This is a genomic window from Escherichia sp. E4930 (genome assembly GCF_005845405.1).
GTDB lineage: Bacteria > Pseudomonadota > Gammaproteobacteria > Enterobacterales > Enterobacteriaceae > Escherichia.
Genome location: NZ_VCDZ01000002.1, coordinates 223,058 through 242,265, shown reverse-complemented (window position 1 = coordinate 242,265; position 19,208 = coordinate 223,058). Strand labels below are relative to the sequence as shown.

The following is a 19,208-nucleotide window of genomic DNA, read 5'->3' as shown; positions in this document are numbered from 1 at the left end:
ATGTCGGGCATTCGCTCGCTACCGATTATTAAGCTGCTGACCGGATTATTGCTGCTCGCCTGGCCGTTTGTGATTTGGCTTGGTTTGGCACATAACGGCCTGCATTGGCTGTTGCCGCTGATGGCGCTGCTGCTTTTGTTGCGCCTGCGCCAGACCCGTCGCCAGGCGGGGCCACTACAAGCCGTCACACAAATCGTCGCTGTCGTAGGCATCGCCTTGTGTGTCGCCAGCTTTGCGTTGAAAACGCACCAGCTACTGCTGTTTTACCCGGTAGTGGTTAATACGGTAATGCTGGCGGTTTTTGGCGGTTCGCTGTGGTCGGCAATGCCGATAGTTGAGCGGTTGGCGCGTTTGCAGGAGCCAGACCTTCCGGAAAAGGGCGTGCGCTATACCCGCCACGTTACGCAAGTCTGGTGCGGCTTTTTCATCATCAACGGCGGAATTGCCCTCTTTACCGCGCTGCATGGCGATATGTCGTTATGGACTGCATGGAACGGCATGATTGCTTATTTGTTGATGGGGACGTTAATGGCTGGTGAATGGCTGGTGCGCCGTCAGGTGATGAAAAGAGATCGCTCATGAAGCAGACCTTACCGCTTGCACGCTGGCTGACTGCGCCACGCCCTGATGACACGCCCATTGCGTGGCTGGACGAAAGCTCCTGGACGCTGGGCGATTTGCGTCACGATGTCGCGCAACTTATCTGCCGTTTGCAGCAACGGCCGGGTGAACGCTGGGCGCTGTGCTTTGAGAACAGCTATCTGTTTATCGTTGCCCTGCTCGCCACGCTACACGCCGGAAAAACGCCGGTGCTTCCGGGGCATAACCGTGTTATCCAGCTTAACGAGCAACGTGAACTGTTCGATGGTGTGCTTAGCGACAGCGAACTTAACTGGCAAGGTTCATTGCTGTTGGTAGCAAGTTCCCCACAAGTCGCGACACAATCATTCACCTTTGCCGCCATAGCGCCAGAGGCTTTTATCGAGCTGTTTACCTCCGGTTCCACGGGACAGCCGAAGCGGGTGATTAAACCTGTTCATTTGCTGGATCGTGAAGCAGAACTGCTGGCTGAACGATTAGGCGCACGTCTGGCGGGTTGTCGTGTCGTCGGTTCCGTATTGCCGCAGCATTTATACGGCCTGACTTTTCGCGTTTTCCTGCCAATGGCGCTGGGATTACCGCTGCACGCCGCCATGCTCTGGTATGTCGAACAGTTTGCCGCGTTGAGTCATCAGCATCGCTATATCTTCATCAGCAGCCCGGCATTTTTGAAGCGCCTGGATACCCAGCTTTCTCCGCCACCCGTTCAGGTGCTTCTCTCTGCTGGCGGTGAGCTGCCGTGGCAGGACGTACAACACACCGCGAGCTGGCTGCGCGTCTGGCCTGATGAAATCTACGGCAGCACGGAAACCGGCGTCATCGCCTGGCGTTACCGCGAACAAGAGCAACGCCGCTGGCAGCCCTTTCCAGGTATGCAGTTCCAGGCCGAAGGTGATGCTTTTCGCCTCTTTTCACCGCTGATGGCGGAAGATACCGGCTTGTTACTCGACGATATCTTGCAGTTTAGCGAAGATGGTCAGTTCCATCTGATGGGGCGTCGCGGACGCATCGTTAAGATTGAAGAAAAACGTATTTCTTTGCAGGAAGTGGAACAACGTCTGCTGGCACTGGACGGTATTCGCGAGGTGGCGGCAGTTCCCGTTACGCGCGGCGGGCGTCAGTGCATTGGCGTTTTGCTGGTGCTGGATGACGAAGCTCATCTGCAATGGCAGAACGGCGGCGGGCATCGCCAGGAAATGACCTGGCGGCGATTACTGCGCCCGACGCTGGAGCCAGTTGCCATTCCGCGTTACTGGCGCGTTATTGATGAAATACCAGTAAACAGTATGAACAAGCGTGTCTATGCGCAATTACAGGAGTTATTTCATGAAGCCCCATGAAATCGAGCGCCATCAGGCACAAGCGAATCACCTTGAGATTGTTTTGCATCTCAGGGCAGATCTGTTCTGGTTTCGCGGTCATTTTGCCGTGCAACCATTACTCCCTGGCGTGGCGCAAATCGACTGGGCGATGAGCTACGCGCTCACTCTGCTCGCGCCTGGCTGGCGTTTTCACTCCATTCAGAACATAAAATTCCAGTCTCCGTTGCTGCCGGAAAACCGCGTCACGCTCACGCTTAACTGGCAGGAAGATCGCCAGATTCTGAGCTTTAGCTATCAGCGTCACGACGGTGACGCCCGCCACACCGCCAGTAGCGGGAAGATCCGCCTATGTCGGTAAACTTTTCTCCCTGCGTGTTGATTCCCTGCTACAACCACGGCGCGATGATGCCGGGCGTGCTGGCGCGTCTTAAGCCATTTAATCTCCCCTGTATTGTGGTGGACGACGGCAGCGATGCCGCCACGCAACAGCAACTGGATAATCTGGTTAGCGAACAGCCTGGCGTGACCTTAATTCGCTTAGCAGAAAACGCAGGTAAAGGCGCGGCGGTGATGCGCGGCTTACAGGCAGCGGCAGACGCGGGCTTCAGCCATGCGGTACAGGTGGATGCTGACGGTCAGCACGCGATTGAAGATATCCCCAAACTGCTAACACTTGCCGAACAGCACCCTACGGCGCTGATCTCCGGCCAGCCAATTTACGATGAATCCATCCCCCGCTCACGGCTGTACGGGCGCTGGGTCACCCACGTCTGGGTATGGGTAGAAACGCTCTCCCTGCAACTGAAAGACAGCATGTGCGGTTTTCGCGTTTATCCGGTTGCGCCAACGCTGCAACTGGCAAAACACGCCACCATCGGCAAGCGGATGGATTTCGACACCGAAGTGATGGTGCGCCTCTACTGGCAGGGAAATACCAGTTATTTCGTGCCGACCCGCGTCACCTATCCGCTGGACGGGCTTTCGCATTTTGATGCCCTGAAAGATAACGTCCGCATCTCGCTCATGCACACGCGTCTGTTTTTCGGCATGTTGCCGCGTATTCCTTCGCTGTTAATGCGCCGCTCTTCCAGCCACTGGGCGCGGCAGAGTGAAGTGAAAGGATTATGGGGAATGCGCCTGATGCTGCTGGTCTGGCGTCTGCTGGGAAGAACGGCGTTTACCGCGCTGCTTTACCCGGTAGTGGGCGTCTACTGGCTCACCGCTGCTCGTGCGCGCAAAGCATCACAAGACTGGCTCGCCCGTGTGCGCCAGCATCAACCACAGGCAGCAAAACTCAACAGCTATCAGCACTTTCTACGTTTCGGTAACGCCATGCTCGACAAAATCGCCAGCTGGCGCGGCGAACTACAGCTGGGGCGCGATGTGCTGTTTGCGCCAGGCGCAGAAGCGGCGCTTGACGTCCGCGATCCGCGCGGCAAATTGCTGCTGGCCTCGCATCTTGGCGATGTGGAAGTGTGCCGGGCGCTGGCAAAAATTCAGGGCTACAAAACCATTAACGCGCTGGTGTTTAGCGAAAACGCCCAACGCTTTAAACAGATAATGCAGGAGATGGCCCCGCAGGCTGGCATCAACCTGCTCCCGATAACAGATATCGGCCCGGAAACCGCCATCCTGCTGAAAGAGAAGCTGGATAACGGCGAATGGGTGGCGATTGTCGGTGACCGCATCGCCGTCAACCCACAACGCGGCGGCGACTGGCGCGTCTGCTGGAGTCCGTTTATGGGTCAGCCTGCACCTTTCCCACAGGGGCCGTTTATTCTCGCGTCCATTTTGCGCTGCCCGGTGAATCTGATTTTCGCCCTGCGCCAGCACGGCAAGCTGCATATTCACTGCGAAACCTTTGCCGACCCGCTGCTGTTGCCGCGTGGCGAACGCCAGCAGGCGCTGCAAAACGCTATCGACCACTACGCCGCGCGCCTGGAACATTACGCGCTCCAGTCGCCCCTCGACTGGTTTAATTTTTTCGATTTCTGGCAACTGCCGGAAATTCAGGACAAGGAGTAAAGGGTGCTTAACGATCCCCGATTTACCGCTGAAGTCGAGCTGACCATTCCCTTTCACGACGTCGATATGATGGGCGTGGCCTGGCACGGTAACTATTTTCGCTACTTTGAAGTGGCCCGCGAGGCGCTGCTCAACCAGTTCAATTACGGCTATCGGCAGATGAAAGAGTCCGGTTATTTGTGGCCAGTGGTCGATGCGCGGGTGAAATATCGCCACGCCCTCACCTTTGAGCAACGCATCCGCGTGCGTGCGCATATCGAAGAGTTCGAAAACCGTCTGCGGATTGGCTATCAGATTTTCGATGCCGAAACGGGCAAACGCGCCACCACCGGATACACCATCCAGGTCGCAGTAGACGAGCAAAGCCGCGAACTGTGCTTTGTCAGCCCCGATATTCTGTTTGAACGCATGGGAGTCAAACCATGAAATTTTTGCCGCTGCTGGCACTGCTGATTAGCCCGTTTGTAAGCGCCCTGACCCTGGACGATCTTCAGCAACGCTTTACCGAACAACCGGTGATCCGCGCCCATTTTGATCAAACCCGGACGATTAAAGATCTGCCGCAGCCGCTGCGATCTCAGGGCCAGATGTTGATCGCCCGCGACCAGGGGTTATTGTGGGATCAAACCTCACCCTTCCCCATGCAGCTATTGCTCGACGATAAACGCATGGTGCAGGTGATCAACGGCCAGCCGCCGCAAATCATCACGGCAGAAAATAACCCGCAGATGTTCCAGTTTAACCACCTGCTGCGCGCGCTGTTCCAGGCCGATCGCAAAGTGCTGGAACAAAACTTCCGCGTCGAATTTGCCGACAAAGGCGAAGGCCGCTGGACGCTGCGCCTGACGCCGACCACCACGCCGCTGGATAAAATTTTCAACACCATCGATCTCGCCGGGCAAACCTATCTGGAGAGCATTCAACTTAATGATAAACAGGGCGATCGCACCGATATCGCTCTTACCCAACATCAACTGACGCCAGCGCAACTGACCGATGACGAACGCCAACGTTTTGCCGCCCAGTAAACGCCCCGCGCTGTTATGGGGGCTAGTCTGCCTGGTCATGGCGGCGGCGTTGCTGATCCTGCTGCCGCAATCACGGCTGAACAGTAGCGTGCTGGCTATGTTACCCAAACAGGCGATGGGCGATATTCCTCCGGCGCTGAATGACGGCTTTATGCAGCGTCTGGACCGGCAACTGGTGTGGCTGGTCAGCCCCGGTAAAGAGGCGAATCCCAGGGTCGCTCAGGAGTGGCTGACGCTGCTGCAAAAATCCGCTGCGCTTGGCGACGTTAAAGGGCCAATGGATGCCGCCAGCCTGCAAGCGTGGGGAGCGTTTTTCTGGCAGCACCGCAACGGCCTGATTGACCCCGACACTCGCGCCCGCCTGCAAAACGGCGGCGAAGCGCAGGCGCAGTGGATCCTCTCCCAGCTTTATTCCGCGTTCTCCGGGGTAAGCGGCAAGGAGCTGCAAAACGATCCGCTGATGTTAATGCGCGGCTCGCAGCTGGCGATGGCGAAAAACGGCCAGCGTTTGCGGCTGATGGATGGCTGGCTGGTAACGCAGGATCCCCAGGGCAATTACTGGTATCTGCTGCACGGCGAACTGGCGGGATCGTCGTTTGATATGCAGCAAACCCACCAGCTCATCACGACCCTGAATACGCTGGAAAAGGATCTGAAAACGCGTTACCCGCAGGCGCAGTTGCTCTCGCGCGGCACGGTGTTTTACAGCGATTACGCCAGCCAACAGGCGAAGCAGGACATCTCCACCCTGGGCGTGGCAACGCTGCTGGGGGTGATATTACTGATTGTGGCGGTGTTCCGCTCTTTACGTCCGTTGCTGCTTTGCGTGATTTCCATCGGCATCGGCGCGCTGGCGGGAACGGTCGCCACCTTGTTGATTTTCGGTGAATTACACCTGATGACGCTGGTGATGAGCATGAGCGTTATTGGCATTTCCGCTGACTACACGCTCTATTTCCTTACCGAGCGGATGGTGCACGGCAACGACGTTTCGCCGTGGCAAAGCATGGCGAAAGTGCGTAATGCCTTGCTACTGGCGCTGCTCACCACCGTAGCAGCATATCTGATTATGATGCTCGCCCCTTTCCCTGGTATTCGCCAGATGGCGATTTTTGCCGCCGTCGGGTTGAGCGCCTCCTGTCTGACCGTCCTGTTCTGGCATCCGTGGCTGTGCCGTGGCCTGCCGGTGCGCCCGGTTCCGGCGATGGCGCTGATGCTGCGCTGGCTGGCGGCATGGCGGCGTAATAAAAAACTGTCGCTGGGTCTGCCCGTCGCGCTGGCGCTGTTTTCGCTGGCGGGGATGTCAATGCTGCGCGTCGATGACGATATCTCGCAGTTACAGGCGCTGCCGCAGCATATTCTGGCCCAGGAGAAAGCCATTACCGCCCTGACCGGACAAAGCGTCGATCAAAAATGGTTTGTGGTTTACGGCGACTCCCCACAGCAAACATTAAGACGGCTGGAGACATTTACCACCTCGCTGGAGAAGGCGAAAAAAGACGGCCTTATCAGCAACTACCGCACCATTCCGCTGAACTCCCTGGCGCGGCAGGAGGAAGATTTAGACCTGCTGAAAACGGCGGCCCCGACGGTAACAAAAGCACTGCAAAATGCCGAGCTGACGGCGGTGAACCCGGATCTCAACGCCATGTCGGTGAACGTTGATGAATGGCTGGCAAGCCCCGCCAGTGAAGGCTGGCGTCTGCTGTGGCTGACGCTGGAAAATGGCGCAAGCGGCGTGCTGGTGCCGGTTGAAGGGGTTAAAAGTAGCGCGTTGTTGCAGGAAATCGCCAGCTATTACCCTGGCGGCATTGCCTGGGTTGATCGCAAAAGTACCTTTGATGAATTGTTCGCACTTTACCGCTACGTCTTAACCGGCTTGTTGCTGGTGGCGCTGGCGGTGATTGCCTGCGGCGCGGTAGCTCGCCTCGGCTGGCGCAAAGGGCTTATCAGCCTGGTGCCTTCGGTGCTTTCGCTGGGCTGCGGTCTGGCGGTGCTGGCGATGAGCGGGCAGGCGGTGAATCTCTTTTCGCTGCTGGCGCTGGTGCTGGTGCTTGGCATCGGTATCAACTACACGCTGTTTTTCAGTAATCCGCGCGGTACACCGTTAACTTCACTGCTGGCGATCACGCTGGCAATGCTCACCACCTTGCTGACGCTGGGAATGCTGGTATTCAGCGCCACCCAGGCCATCAGCAGTTTTGGCATTGTGCTGGTGAGCGGTATTTTCATCGCCTTCCTGCTTTCGCCGCTGGCTATGCCCGATAAAAAGAGAACAAAAAAATGATCAAACCCACATTCTGGCGAGCGTTCGCCCTGGCCGCTACGCTTATCCTCACCGGCTGTAGCCACTCGCAACCAGAACAGGAAGGCCGCCCGCAAGCGTGGCTGCAACCTGGCACGCGCATCACGCTGCCTGCGCCGGGGATTTCACCCGCCGTCAATTCCCAGCAACTGTTGACCGGCAGCTTCAACGGCAAAACCCAGTCGCTGCTAGTGATGCTTAACGCCGACGACCAGAAAATCACCCTTGCCGGACTGTCGTCGGTCGGTATTCGCCTGTTTCTGGTGACCTACGATGCAAAAGGGCTACGCGCCGAGCAATCCATCGTCGTCCCACAGTTGCCGCCCGCAAGTCAGGTGCTGGCTGACGTGATGCTTAGCCACTGGCCAATTAGCGCCTGGCAACCGCAACTTCCCGCAGGATGGACACTTCGCGACAACGGTGACAAACGCGAGCTGCGTAACGCCAGCGGCAAACTGGTCACGGAAATCACCTATCTGAATCGCAAGGGCAAACGCGTGCCAATCAGCATTGAGCAGCATGTCTTTAAATACCACATCACCATTCAATACTTAGGTGACTGATATGATTTATATTTCCGCCGTCGGCATGATCAACGCCCTGGGAAATAACCTTGATGAGATCGCAGCCAACCTGACTCGCGGTGTTGCTCCCGGAATGCGCCCACGCGCAGGTTGGTTGCAGGGGCATCCGCAGGCGGTCCTGGCTGGCGTGGATGGCGAGCTTCCGCTTATCCCCGAAAAATTCGCTGCGCACCGCTCGCGTAACAATCAGATCCTGCTGGCGGCGCTGGCGCAGATCCAGCCGCAGGTTGATGACGCTATCGCGAAATATGGTCGCGAGCGCATCGCGATTGTACTTGGCACCAGCACCTCCGGCCTGCATGAGGGCGACACGCACGTTAACCTGCGCACCAACGGACAGCCGAGCACCACATGGCACTACGCGCAACAAGAACTCGGCGATCCGTCGCGTTTTCTCAGCCACTGGCTGGCGCTCGACGGCCCGGCCTATACCCTTTCAACCGCCTGCTCTTCCAGCGCCAGAGCGATGATCAGCGGGCGCAGGCTTATCGAAGCGGGGCTGGTCGATGCCGCCATTGTGGGTGGCGCAGACACCCTGAGCCGGATGCCGATTAACGGTTTTCACAGCCTCGAATCGCTGTCGCCAACCTTATGTCAGCCGTTTGGTCGTGACCGCGCAGGTATCACCATTGGTGAAGGGGCGGGGCTAATGCTGCTGACCCGCGAACCGCAGCCCATCGCGTTGCTGGGCGTTGGTGAATCAAGCGACGCTTATCATATTTCGGCCCCGCATCCGCAGGGCGAAGGAGCGATCCGCGCTATTAATCAGGCGCTGACCGATGCGCAGCTTACGCCAGATGACGTCGGCTATATCAACCTGCACGGCACCGCCACACAACTCAACGATCAGATTGAATCCATGGTGGTTAACGCCCTGTTTGGCGAACGCGTACCTTGCAGCTCCACCAAACATTTGACCGGACACACGCTGGGCGCGGCGGGCATTACCGAGGCGGCAATCAGCATGTTGATCTTACAGCGTGATTTACCGCTGCCCGCCCAGGATTTCAGCCTGTCGCCGCGCGATCCCACGCTGCCACCGTGCGGCATTATCGAAAAACCGCAGCCGCTGGCACGTCCGGTGATCCTGTCCAATTCCTTCGCCTTTGGCGGCAATAACGCCAGCATTCTGCTCGGGAGGGTTTCGTGAGCCACTATTTATCACCCGGCGCTTATCTGCCCCACGACGCGCCCATGTTACTGCTGGAAGACGTGGTGAGCGTCAGCGATGACAGCGCGGTCTGCCGCGTAACGGTTTCGCCCAGTGGCGTACTGGCACCGTTTCTCGACCCGGACGGCAATCTCCCTGGCTGGTTTGCCCTTGAACTGATGGCGCAAACCGTCGGAGTCTGGTCTGGCTGGCATCGCCACCAGCAGGGCAAAAACAGTATTGAGTTAGGGATGGTACTGGGCGCGCGTGAATTGCTTTGCGCCGCTGGCATTCTGCCCGCAGGCCAGACGCTGACCATTACCGTCAAACTGCTGATGCAAGACGATCGCTTCGGCAGTTTTGAGTGCAGCATCAACGACGGCGAGGCGACGGGCCGCATTAACACCTTCCAGCCGACCGCGGAAGAACTTACCACCCTGTTTCAACAAGGAGCGTCCTGATGAGTCGTTCAGTTCTGGTTACTGGTGCCAGCAAAGGCATTGGTCGCGCTATCGCCTGCCAACTGGCGGCAGACGGCTTTAACATTGGCGTTCACTATCACCGTGACGCCGCAGGCGCTCAGGAAACGCTGAATGCCATTGTCGCCAACGGGGGTAACGGGCGTTTGCTCAGTTTCGACGTCGCAAACCGCGAACAGTGTCGGGAAGTGCTGGAGCACGAGATCGCGCAAAACGGTGCCTGGTACGGCGTGGTCAGTAACGCCGGGATCGCCCGCGATGCCGCTTTTCCGGCTTTAAGCGATGACGACTGGGATGCGGTGATCCACACCAACCTCGACAGTTTCTACAACGTCATTCAGCCGTGCATTATGCCGATGATCGGCGCACGCCAGGGTGGGCGCATCATCACGCTATCCTCGGTTTCCGGCATAATGGGCAATCGCGGCCAGGTGAATTACAGCGCTGCCAAAGCCGGAATTATCGGCGCAACAAAAGCACTGGCTATCGAACTCGCGAAACGCAAAATCACCGTCAACTGCATCGCGCCGGGGCTTATTGATACCGGGATGATCGAAATGGAAGAGAGCGCCCTGAAAGAGGCAATGTCGATGATCCCCATGAAACGTATGGGCCAGGCGGAAGAAGTTGCCGGGCTTGCCAGCTATTTAATGTCTGATATTGCGGGTTACGTCACCCGCCAGGTTATTTCCATCAACGGAGGGATGTTATGACACGTCGCGTAGTGATTACAGGAATGGGCGGCGTGACTGCCTTTGGTGAAAACTGGCAGGACGTTTCTGCACGCTTACTGGCGTATGAAAATGCGGTGCGCAAAATGCCGGAGTGGCAGGTCTACGATGGTCTGCACACCCTGCTTGGCGCGCCTGTTGATGATTTCACGCTACCGGAGCACTACACCCGCAAGCGTATCCGTGCAATGGGCCGCGTGTCGCAAATGTCGACCCGCGCCAGCGAGCTGGCGTTAGAGCAGGCAGGGTTGATTGGCGATCCGATATTAACCAGCGGCGAAACGGGCATTGCGTACGGTTCATCGACCGGCAGTACCGGCCCGGTGAGCGAGTTCGCCACCATGCTGACGGAAAAGCACACGAACAACATCACTGGCACCACCTATGTGCAGATGATGCCGCACACCACCGCCGTTAATACTGGCCTCTTTTTCGGCCTGCGCGGGCGGGTGATCCCAACCTCCAGCGCCTGTACCTCCGGCAGCCAGGCAATCGGTTATGCGTGGGAAGCCATTCGCCACGGTTATCAAACGGTGATGGTTGCCGGTGGTGCCGAAGAGTTATGTCCTTCAGAAGCAGCGGTATTTGATACGCTTTTCGCCACCAGCCAGCACAATGATGCGCCGAAAACCACACCTTCACCGTTCGATGAAAACCGCGACGGGCTGGTGATTGGTGAAGGCGCAGGTACGCTCATTCTCGAAGAACTGGAGCACGCCAAAGCGCGCGGCGCGACCATTTACGGTGAAATCGTCGGCTTTGCGACTAACTGCGACGCGGCACATATTACCCAGCCGCAGCGCGAAACCATGCAGTATTGTATGGAGCAATCGCTGAAAATCGCCGGGTTAAGCGCACAAGATATCGGCTATATTTCGGCGCATGGCACGGCGACCGATCGTGGTGATATGGCAGAAAGTCTGGCGACAGCAACCATTTACGGTGATAATGTGCCGCTCTCCTCGCTGAAAAGTTATTTTGGTCATACGCTTGGTGCCTGTGGCGCGCTCGAAGCCTGGATGAGTCTGCAAATGATGCGCGAAGGTTGGTTTGCGCCTACGCTAAACCTGAATAAACCAGACCCGAATTGTGGCGCGCTGGATTACATCATGCATGAAGCCCGCAAGGTTGATTGTGAGTTTTTGCAGAGTAACAACTTTGCCTTTGGCGGCATTAATACATCCATCATCATTAAACGTTGGCCCTGATATGTATCGGATAGTTCTGGGGAAAGTTTCGACCTTAAGCGCAGCTCCACTGCCACCGGGTTTACGCGAGCAAGCACCGCAAGGTCCACGACGCGAACGCTGGCTGGCGGGGCGTGCATTGCTTTCGCACACGCTTTCCCCGCTACCGGAGATCATCTATGGCGAACAAGGCAAACCTGCATTCGCGCCGGAAACGCCGCTATGGTTCAACTTAAGCCATAGCGGTGACGATATCGCTCTGCTGTTGAGCGATGAAGGCGAAGTCGGCTGCGATATCGAAGTGATTCGCCCGCGCGCCAACTGGCGCTGGCTGGCGAACGCCGTGTTCAGCCTCGGGGAACACGCTGAAATGGACGCCGTGCATCCTGATCAGCAACTGGAAATGTTCTGGCGCATCTGGACGCGCAAAGAAGCCATCGTTAAACAGCGTGGCGGCAGCGCCTGGCAAATCGTCAGCGTAGACAGCACCTATCAGTCCTCGCTGTCAGTCAGCCATTGCCAGCTCGACAATTTAAGCCTGGCAATCTGCACCCCTACCCCCTTTACGCTCACCGCCGACAGTGTGCAATGGATCGATTCAGTTAACTGATCCGCCCACCCGACTGTCCATCTCTTGATCCAGAACAGGTAATCAGTATGACGAATACTTAAAATCGTCATACTTATTTCCGCCATCTATTTTAATCCATTGGGGTTACCATGCTCTCCACACTCCGCCGCACTCTATTTGCGCTGCTGGCTTGTGCGTCTTTTATCGTCCATGCCGCCGCGCCAGATGAAATCACCACCGCCTGGCCGGTGAACGTCGGGCCACTAAACCCGCACCTTTACACGCCTAACCAGATGTTCGCCCAGAGCATGGTTTATGAACCGCTGGTGAAATATCAGGCTGATGGTTCGGTGATCCCGTGGCTGGCAAAAAGCTGGGCTCATTCAGAAGATGGTAAAACCTGGACCTTCACCCTGCGTGATGACGTGAAATTCTCCAACGGCGAACCGTTCGATGCCGAGGCAGCGGCAGAAAACTTCCGCGCAGTGCTCGATAACCGTCAACGTCACGCCTGGCTGGAGCTGGCAAACCAGATTGTTGATGTCAAAGCACTCAGCAAAAACGAGCTGCAAATCACCCTGAAAAGCGCCTACTATCCTTTCCTGCAAGAACTGGCCCTGCCACGCCCTTTCCGCTTTATCGCCCCCTCGCAGTTTAAAAACCATGAAACCATGAACGGGATTAAAGCGCCGATTGGCACCGGGCCGTGGGTTTTGCAGGAATCGAAACTGAATCAGTACGATGTCTTCGTCCGTAACGAAAACTACTGGGGCGAAAAGCCGGCGATTAAAAAGATCACTTTTAACGTCATCCCGGACCCGACTACCCGCGCGGTAGCGTTTGAAACTGGCGATATCGACCTGCTGTACGGAAACGAAGGGTTATTACCGCTCGATACCTTCGCCCGCTTTAGCCAGAATCCGGCTTACCACACCCAACTGTCACAGCCGATCGAAACCGTGATGCTGGCGCTCAACACCGCCAAAGCCCCCACCAACGAGCTGGCAGTACGTGAAGCTCTTAATTACGCGGTAAACAAAAAATCGCTGATTGATAACGCGTTGTATGGCACCCAGCAGGTTGCCGACACCCTGTTTGCCCCTTCTGTGCCTTACGCTAATCTCGGCCTGAAACCACGCCAGTACGATCCGCAGAAAGCGAAAGAGTTGCTGGAAAAAGCCGGTTGGACGCTACCTGCGGGCAAAGACATCCGCGAGAAAAATGGTCAGCCGCTGCGCATTGAACTTTCGTTCATCGGCACCGATGCGTTAAGTAAATCGATGGCGGAAATCATTCAGGCTGATATGCGCCAGATTGGCGCAGATGTCTCGCTGATTGGCGAAGAAGAGAGCAGTATCTATGCTCGTCAGCGCGACGGTCGTTTTGGCATGATTTTCCACCGCACCTGGGGCGCGCCATACGATCCACACGCCTTCCTGAGTTCAATGCGCGTACCGTCGCACGCTGACTTCCAGGCACAGCAAGGATTAGCCGACAAGCCGCTGATTGATAAAGAGATCGGCGAAGTGCTGGCGACCCATGACGAAACGCAACGTCAGGCGCTGTATCGCGACATTCTGACCCGTCTGCATGACGAGGCGGTTTATCTGCCGATCAGCTACATCTCAATGATGGTGGTATCAAAACCGGAGCTGGGTAACATCCCCTACGCGCCGATCGCCACCGAAATTCCGTTCGAACAGATTAAACCGGTGAAACCTTAATGTTGCGTTACGTATTACGCCGCTTTCTGCTGCTGATCCCGATGGTGCTCGCCGCCTCGGTGATCATTTTTCTGATGCTGCGCCTCGGTACCGGCGACCCGGCGCTCGATTATCTGCGTCTGTCTAACCTGCCGCCGACGCCGGAGATGCTGGCCTCTACCCGCACCATGCTGGGGCTGGATCAGCCGCTGTACGTCCAGTACGGCACCTGGTTATGGAAGGCGCTGCATCTTGACTTTGGTATCTCATTCGCCAGCCAACGCCCGGTACTGGACGATATGCTGAACTTCCTGCCCGCCACGCTGGAACTGGCGGGCGCGGCGCTGGTGTTAATTCTGTTTACCTCAGTGCCACTCGGTATCTGGGCGGCGCGCCATCGCGACCGTCTGCCGGATTTCGCCGTACGTTTTATCGCGTTTCTCGGCGTGTCGATGCCCAACTTCTGGCTGGCGTTTTTACTGGTGATGGCGTTTTCGGTGTATCTGCAATGGCTACCTGCGATGGGCTACGGCGGCTGGCAGCACATCATTTTGCCTGCGGTTTCCATTGCCTTTATGTCGCTGGCGATTAACGCGCGACTGCTGCGCGCCAGTATGCTAGACGTCGCCGGTCAGCGTCACGTCACCTGGGCGCGGCTGCGCGGCCTGAACGACAAACAGACCGAACGTCGCCATATTCTGCGCAATGCCTCGCTGCCGATGATTACTGCCGTGGGGATGCACATCGGCGAACTGATCGGCGGGACGATGATTATCGAAAACATCTTTGCCTGGCCGGGCGTCGGGCGCTATGCGGTGTCGGCGATTTTTAACCGTGACTATCCGGTCATTCAGTGCTTTACGCTGATGATGGTGGTGGTTTTTGTGGTCTGTAATTTAATTGTCGATTTGCTCAACGCCGCGCTGGACCCGCGCATTCGTCGTCATGAAGGAGCGCACGCGTGAACTTTTTCCTCTCTTCCCGCTGGTCGGTACGCCTGGCGCTGATCATTATCGCCCTGCTGGCGCTGATTGCGCTCACCAGCCAGTGGTGGCTGCCGTATGACCCCCAGGCGATTGATCTGCCGTCGCGCCTGCTCTCGCCGGATGCGCAGCACTGGCTGGGCACCGACCACTTAGGCCGCGATATTTTCTCGCGGCTGATGGCGGCGACCCGCGTGTCGCTCGGTTCGGTAATGGCCTGCCTGCTGCTGGTGCTGACATTAGGGCTGGTTATTGGCGGCAGCGCCGGGTTGATTGGCGGGCGCGTTGATCAGGCCACCATGCGCGTCGCGGATATGTTTATGACCTTCCCGACCTCGATTCTGTCGTTCTTTATGGTTGGCGTGCTCGGCACCGGGCTGACCAACGTGATTATCGCCATCGCCCTTTCGCACTGGGCATGGTACGCGCGCATGGTGCGCAGTCTGGTGATTTCACTGCGCCAGCGCGAGTTTGTGCTGGCATCACGGCTTTCTGGCGCGGGCCATGTGCGGGTGTTTGTTGATCATCTGGCAGGTGCGGTGATCCCCTCGCTGCTGGTGCTGGCGACGCTGGATATCGGTCATATGATGCTACACGTCGCGGGGATGTCCTTCCTCGGCCTCGGCGTGACCGCGCCGACCGCCGAATGGGGCGTGATGATTAACGACGCGCGCCAGTATATCTGGACCCAGCCGCTGCAAATGTTCTGGCCGGGGCTGGCGCTGTTTATCAGCGTGATGGCCTTTAACCTGGTGGGTGACGCACTGCGCGATCATCTGGATCCTCATCTGGTGACGGAGCACGCACACTAATGCCGCAACAGATTGAACTACGTAATATCGCGCTACAGGCCGCGCAGCCGCTGGTGCACGGTGTATCGTTAACCCTGCAACGCGGGCGCGTGCTGGCGTTAGTCGGCGGTAGCGGCAGCGGGAAATCATTAACCTGCGCCGCGACGCTGGGCATTTTGCCCGCAGGCGTTCGCCAGACGGCGGGGGAAATTTTAGCCGATGGCAAACCGGTTTCGCCTTGCGCCCTGCGCGGCATCAAAATTGCCACCATCATGCAGAACCCGCGCAGCGCCTTTAATCCGCTACACACCATGCAGACCCACGCGCGGGAAACCTGCCTGGCGCTGGGGAAACCCGCCGACGACGCCACGCTTACCGCTGCCATAGAAGCGGTGGGGCTGGAAAACGCCGCGCGCGTATTGAAGCTGTACCCGTTCGAGATGAGCGGCGGTATGTTGCAGCGCATGATGATTGCGATGGCGGTGCTGTGTGAATCGCCGTTTATCATCGCCGATGAACCGACCACCGACCTCGACGTGGTAGCACAGGCGCGCATCCTCGATCTGCTGGAAAGCATTATGCAAAAACAAGCACCGGGAATGCTGCTGGTCACCCATGATATGGGCGTTGTGGCGCGTCTGGCGGATGACGTGGCGGTGATGTCACACGGTAAAATTGTCGAACAGGGCGATGTCGAAACGCTGTTTAACGCCCCCAAACATGCAGTGACGCGCAGCCTGGTTTCTGCGCATCTCGCCCTCTACGGTATGGAGCTGGCATCATGACTTTACTTAACGTCTCCGGCCTTTCCCATCACTATGCGCACGGTGGATTTAGCGGTAAGCACCAGCATCAGGCGGTGCTTAATAACGTTACGCTGACCCTGAAAAGCGGTGAAACCGTCGCCCTGCTGGGGCGCAGCGGCTGCGGAAAAAGCACTCTCGCGCGGCTGCTGGTAGGCTTAGAATCGCCCTCACAAGGGAATATTAGCTGGCGCGGCGAACCGTTGGCGAAACTTAATCGCGCGCAACGTAAAGCGTTCCGCCGCGATATTCAGATGGTATTTCAGGACTCCATCAGCGCCGTGAATCCGCGCAAAACCGTGCGCGAGATCCTGCGTGAACCGATGCGCCACCTGCTATCACTGAAAAAATCCGAACAACTGGCGCGCGCCAGCGAAATGCTGAAGGCGGTCGATCTCGACGACAGCGTGCTCGACAAGCGCCCACCGCAGTTAAGCGGCGGCCAGCTCCAGCGCGTCTGCCTGGCTCGCGCGCTGGCGGTCGAACCGAAACTGCTGATTCTGGATGAAGCGGTTTCTAACCTTGACCTCGTGTTACAGGCGGGCGTCATTCGCCTGCTGAAAAAGCTGCAACAACAGTTTGGCACCGCCTGCCTGTTCATCACCCACGACTTACGTCTTGTAGAACGCTTTTGCCAGCGAGTGATGGTGATGGACAACGGACAAATCGTCGAAACCCAAGTGGTGGGAGATAAATTAACCTTTTCCTCTGACGCCGGACGTGTGCTACAAAACGCGGTATTACCCGCATTCCCCGTGCGCCGTCGCGCCACAGAAAAGGTTTAACGCAAATGCAACGAGTCACCATCACGCTTGATGACGATTTACTGGAGACGCTGGACAGCCTGAGCCAGCGTCGTGGTTATAACAACCGTTCCGAGGCTATCCGCGATATTCTGCGTAGCGCCCTGGCGCAGGAAGCGACACAGCAGCACGGCACACAAGGTTTCGCGGTGCTGTCGTATGTGTATGAACACGAAAAACGCGACTTAGCCAGCCGTATTGTCTCCACCCAACATCATCACCACGATCTCTCGGTTGCTACTCTGCATGTGCACATCAACCACGACGACTGTCTGGAAATCGCCGTGTTGAAAGGCGACATGGGCGACGTGCAGCATTTTGCCGATGACGTTATCGCCCAGCGCGGCGTGCGGCACGGGCATTTGCAGTGCTTGCCGAAGGAAGATTAACTCCTACCAACGCGCCGTTATTTCCTGACGGCGCAGTAAATTCCTGCCAAATATCGACTCACGTCACATTTTTTTGATCACGATTTGGTCCCTCAAAATGTGAGACGCTTCGATCCTCTTTTTCGCCTGCTCACCTACTATACGCTTGAAGTTGTCCATGATTGTCCATAGACAACTGTAAATGTTCAGGTGCGCGCCATGAAATCATTAAGTAAGTCGTCACAAATACCGCTCTATCAACAAGTGGTGGAGTGGATAAGAGAAAGTATTTATACCGGGGATCTGGTGGAAGACGATCGCATTCCTTCGGAATACCAGATTATGGATATGCTGGAAGTGAGTCGGGGAACCGTTAAAAAAGCGGTCGCCCAACTGGTAAAAGAAGGCGTGTTGATTCAGGTCCAGGGCAAGGGAACATTTGTCAAAAAAGAGAACGTGGCATATCCGTTAGGTGAAGGATTATTGTCATTCGCGGAATCGCTGGAAAGCCAGAAAATACATTTTACTACTGAAGTTATTACGTCACGGATTGAACCGGCTAATCGTTATGTGGCAGAGAAATTAAGAATAACGCCCGGTCAGGATATTCTTTACCTTGAGCGTTTACGTTCAATTGGTGATGAAAAAGCGATGCTGATAGAGAACCGTATCAATATTGAGCTATGCCCCGGCATCGCAGAAATCGATTTTAATCAACACAATTTATTTCCAACAATAGAAAGTTTGTCGCAAAGAAAAATTCGTTACTCGGAAAGTCGCTATGCCGCGCGATTAATTGGTAATGAACGCGGTCATTTTTTAGATATCAGTGAAGATGCACCCGTTTTGCATCTGGAGCAGTTAGTCTTTTTCTCCCGTGGATTACCCGTTGAGTTTGGCAACGTCTGGTTAAAAGGAAATAAATATTATCTTGGCACCGTGCTGCAACGTCGGGAAGTGAGTTAAGTACACTTTTTTAAGAGGAATAAAATGCAAGGCATACAGTTTCAGGAAAATTATATTCAACGACTTCCGGCAGGGTTAAGTGTTGAACAGATCATCCGTCAGTTAGCGCAACCGTTGGTTGCCGCCGAGTTGGTGGTCCCTGATTTTGCCGACCATGTGCTGAAACGTGAGGCAACTTACCCAACGGGGCTGCCTACCGAACCGCCGTGTGTCGCCATTCCACACACGGATCATAAACATGTCAGGCACAATGCAATTGCCGTCGGCATTTTGCCGGAGCCGGTAGAATTTGCCGATATGGGGGGCGACCCTGACCCCGTACCTGTAAGAGTGATTTTTTTGCTCGCATTAAGCGAAAGCAACAAACAATTAAATGCCCTGGGCTGGATTATGGAGATGATTCAGGATACGCCCTTTATGCGCGCCCTGCTTACGATGGAAACAACAGAAATACACACAGTAATCTTAAACAAAATGAAAGAACGAGGTGAAATATGAGTCAAACCATTTTATTTGTCTGCGCCACGGGTATTGCCACATCCACGGCGGTAACAGAAAAAGTCATGGAATATTGCAAAGAGCAAGGTCTTAACGTCAATTATTCCCAAACCAACGTTGCCTCTTTACCTGGAAATACCGACGGTGTAGCACTGGTAGTCTCAACGACTAAAGTGCCTTATGAACTCGATGTCCCGGTGGTTAACGGCTTGCCGATTATTACCGGTATTGGCGAAGAGAAAGTACTGGCGCAAATTGTTTCGATCCTTAAAAAGTAATTAATAATAATTAATTTCAACACACTCCATCAG

At 56.1% G+C, this 19,208-nt stretch carries 22 protein-coding genes; all 22 read left to right on the top strand.

Going from position 1 to position 19,208, the window contains the following annotated elements:
- On the top strand, nt 1-582 hold the full coding sequence (locus tag FFT88_RS02265) for a hypothetical protein (RefSeq protein ID WP_135405464.1): 582 nt from the start codon (nt 1-3) through the stop codon (nt 580-582).
- On the top strand, nt 579-1,940 hold the full coding sequence (locus FFT88_RS02260) for an acyl-CoA synthetase (protein WP_135405463.1): 1,362 nt from the start codon (nt 579-581) through the stop codon (nt 1,938-1,940). Before FFT88_RS02265 ends, FFT88_RS02260 begins: the two co-directional genes overlap by 4 nt.
- Nucleotides 1,927-2,280, top strand: a complete 354-nt coding sequence (locus tag FFT88_RS02255) for a 3-hydroxyacyl-ACP dehydratase FabZ family protein (protein ID WP_024225041.1) — start codon at nt 1,927-1,929, stop codon at nt 2,278-2,280. Before FFT88_RS02260 ends, FFT88_RS02255 begins: the two co-directional genes overlap by 14 nt.
- Nucleotides 2,271-3,947, top strand: coding sequence for a glycosyltransferase (locus FFT88_RS02250; RefSeq protein ID WP_135405462.1), 1,677 nt, complete (start codon nt 2,271-2,273; stop codon nt 3,945-3,947). The genes FFT88_RS02255 and FFT88_RS02250 overlap by 10 nt, the downstream gene beginning before the upstream one ends.
- 3 nt (nt 3,948-3,950) lie before the next feature.
- Nucleotides 3,951-4,373, top strand: coding sequence for a thioesterase family protein (locus FFT88_RS02245; protein ID WP_000930891.1), 423 nt, complete (start codon nt 3,951-3,953; stop codon nt 4,371-4,373).
- On the top strand, nt 4,370-4,975 hold the full coding sequence (locus FFT88_RS02240) for an outer membrane lipoprotein carrier protein LolA (RefSeq protein ID WP_000670564.1): 606 nt from the start codon (nt 4,370-4,372) through the stop codon (nt 4,973-4,975). Before FFT88_RS02245 ends, FFT88_RS02240 begins: the two co-directional genes overlap by 4 nt.
- Complete coding sequence (locus FFT88_RS02235) at nt 4,944-7,262, top strand: MMPL family transporter (protein WP_135405461.1); 2,319 nt, start codon at nt 4,944-4,946, stop codon at nt 7,260-7,262. Before FFT88_RS02240 ends, FFT88_RS02235 begins: the two co-directional genes overlap by 32 nt.
- Nucleotides 7,259-7,843: a DUF3261 domain-containing protein gene (locus tag FFT88_RS02230; protein WP_135405460.1), complete on the top strand. Its 585-nt coding sequence runs from the start codon at nt 7,259-7,261 to the stop codon at nt 7,841-7,843. Before FFT88_RS02235 ends, FFT88_RS02230 begins: the two co-directional genes overlap by 4 nt.
- Nucleotide 7,844: 1 nt before the next feature.
- Nucleotides 7,845-9,014, top strand: coding sequence for a beta-ketoacyl-[acyl-carrier-protein] synthase family protein (locus tag FFT88_RS02225; RefSeq protein ID WP_135405459.1), 1,170 nt, complete (start codon nt 7,845-7,847; stop codon nt 9,012-9,014).
- Nucleotides 9,011-9,475, top strand: a complete 465-nt coding sequence (locus tag FFT88_RS02220) for a 3-hydroxy-fatty acyl-ACP dehydratase (protein WP_000020243.1) — start codon at nt 9,011-9,013, stop codon at nt 9,473-9,475. The genes FFT88_RS02225 and FFT88_RS02220 overlap by 4 nt, the downstream gene beginning before the upstream one ends.
- Entirely contained in the window at nt 9,475-10,206 is a 732-nt protein-coding gene (locus FFT88_RS02215) for a 3-ketoacyl-ACP reductase FabG2 (RefSeq protein ID WP_135405458.1), read from the top strand. The genes FFT88_RS02220 and FFT88_RS02215 overlap by 1 nt, the downstream gene beginning before the upstream one ends.
- Nucleotides 10,203-11,432, top strand: a complete 1,230-nt coding sequence (locus FFT88_RS02210) for a beta-ketoacyl-ACP synthase (protein ID WP_000198472.1) — start codon at nt 10,203-10,205, stop codon at nt 11,430-11,432. Before FFT88_RS02215 ends, FFT88_RS02210 begins: the two co-directional genes overlap by 4 nt.
- 1 nt (nt 11,433) lies before the next feature.
- Nucleotides 11,434-12,021: a 4'-phosphopantetheinyl transferase AcpT gene (gene acpT, locus FFT88_RS02205; protein WP_130217788.1), complete on the top strand. Its 588-nt coding sequence runs from the start codon at nt 11,434-11,436 to the stop codon at nt 12,019-12,021.
- Between the two features lie 110 nt (nt 12,022-12,131).
- Entirely contained in the window at nt 12,132-13,706 is a 1,575-nt protein-coding gene (nikA, locus tag FFT88_RS02200) for a nickel ABC transporter substrate-binding protein (protein WP_135405457.1), read from the top strand.
- Nucleotides 13,706-14,650, top strand: a complete 945-nt coding sequence (gene nikB / locus FFT88_RS02195) for a nickel ABC transporter permease subunit NikB (RefSeq protein WP_135405455.1) — start codon at nt 13,706-13,708, stop codon at nt 14,648-14,650. The genes nikA and nikB overlap by 1 nt, the downstream gene beginning before the upstream one ends.
- Nucleotides 14,647-15,480 (top strand): nickel ABC transporter permease subunit NikC, encoded by an 834-nt coding sequence (nikC, locus tag FFT88_RS02190; protein ID WP_001008963.1) that lies wholly within the window; start codon nt 14,647-14,649, stop codon nt 15,478-15,480. The genes nikB and nikC overlap by 4 nt, the downstream gene beginning before the upstream one ends.
- Nucleotides 15,480-16,244: a nickel import ATP-binding protein NikD gene (gene nikD / locus FFT88_RS02185; RefSeq protein WP_130217794.1), complete on the top strand. Its 765-nt coding sequence runs from the start codon at nt 15,480-15,482 to the stop codon at nt 16,242-16,244. The genes nikC and nikD overlap by 1 nt, the downstream gene beginning before the upstream one ends.
- Nucleotides 16,241-17,047, top strand: coding sequence for a nickel import ATP-binding protein NikE (nikE, locus tag FFT88_RS02180; protein WP_135405453.1), 807 nt, complete (start codon nt 16,241-16,243; stop codon nt 17,045-17,047). The genes nikD and nikE overlap by 4 nt, the downstream gene beginning before the upstream one ends.
- Nucleotides 17,048-17,052: 5 nt before the next feature.
- Entirely contained in the window at nt 17,053-17,454 is a 402-nt protein-coding gene (gene nikR / locus FFT88_RS02175) for a nickel-responsive transcriptional regulator NikR (RefSeq protein ID WP_001190062.1), read from the top strand.
- A gap of 198 nt (nt 17,455-17,652) precedes the next feature.
- Entirely contained in the window at nt 17,653-18,399 is a 747-nt protein-coding gene (locus FFT88_RS02170) for a GntR family transcriptional regulator (RefSeq protein ID WP_001308115.1), read from the top strand.
- 24 nt (nt 18,400-18,423) lie between these two features.
- Nucleotides 18,424-18,897: a PTS sugar transporter subunit IIA gene (locus FFT88_RS02165; protein WP_048971476.1), complete on the top strand. Its 474-nt coding sequence runs from the start codon at nt 18,424-18,426 to the stop codon at nt 18,895-18,897.
- Nucleotides 18,894-19,175 (top strand): PTS sugar transporter subunit IIB, encoded by a 282-nt coding sequence (locus FFT88_RS02160; RefSeq protein ID WP_000084025.1) that lies wholly within the window; start codon nt 18,894-18,896, stop codon nt 19,173-19,175. The genes FFT88_RS02165 and FFT88_RS02160 overlap by 4 nt, the downstream gene beginning before the upstream one ends.
- Nucleotides 19,176-19,208 lie beyond the last annotated feature (33 nt).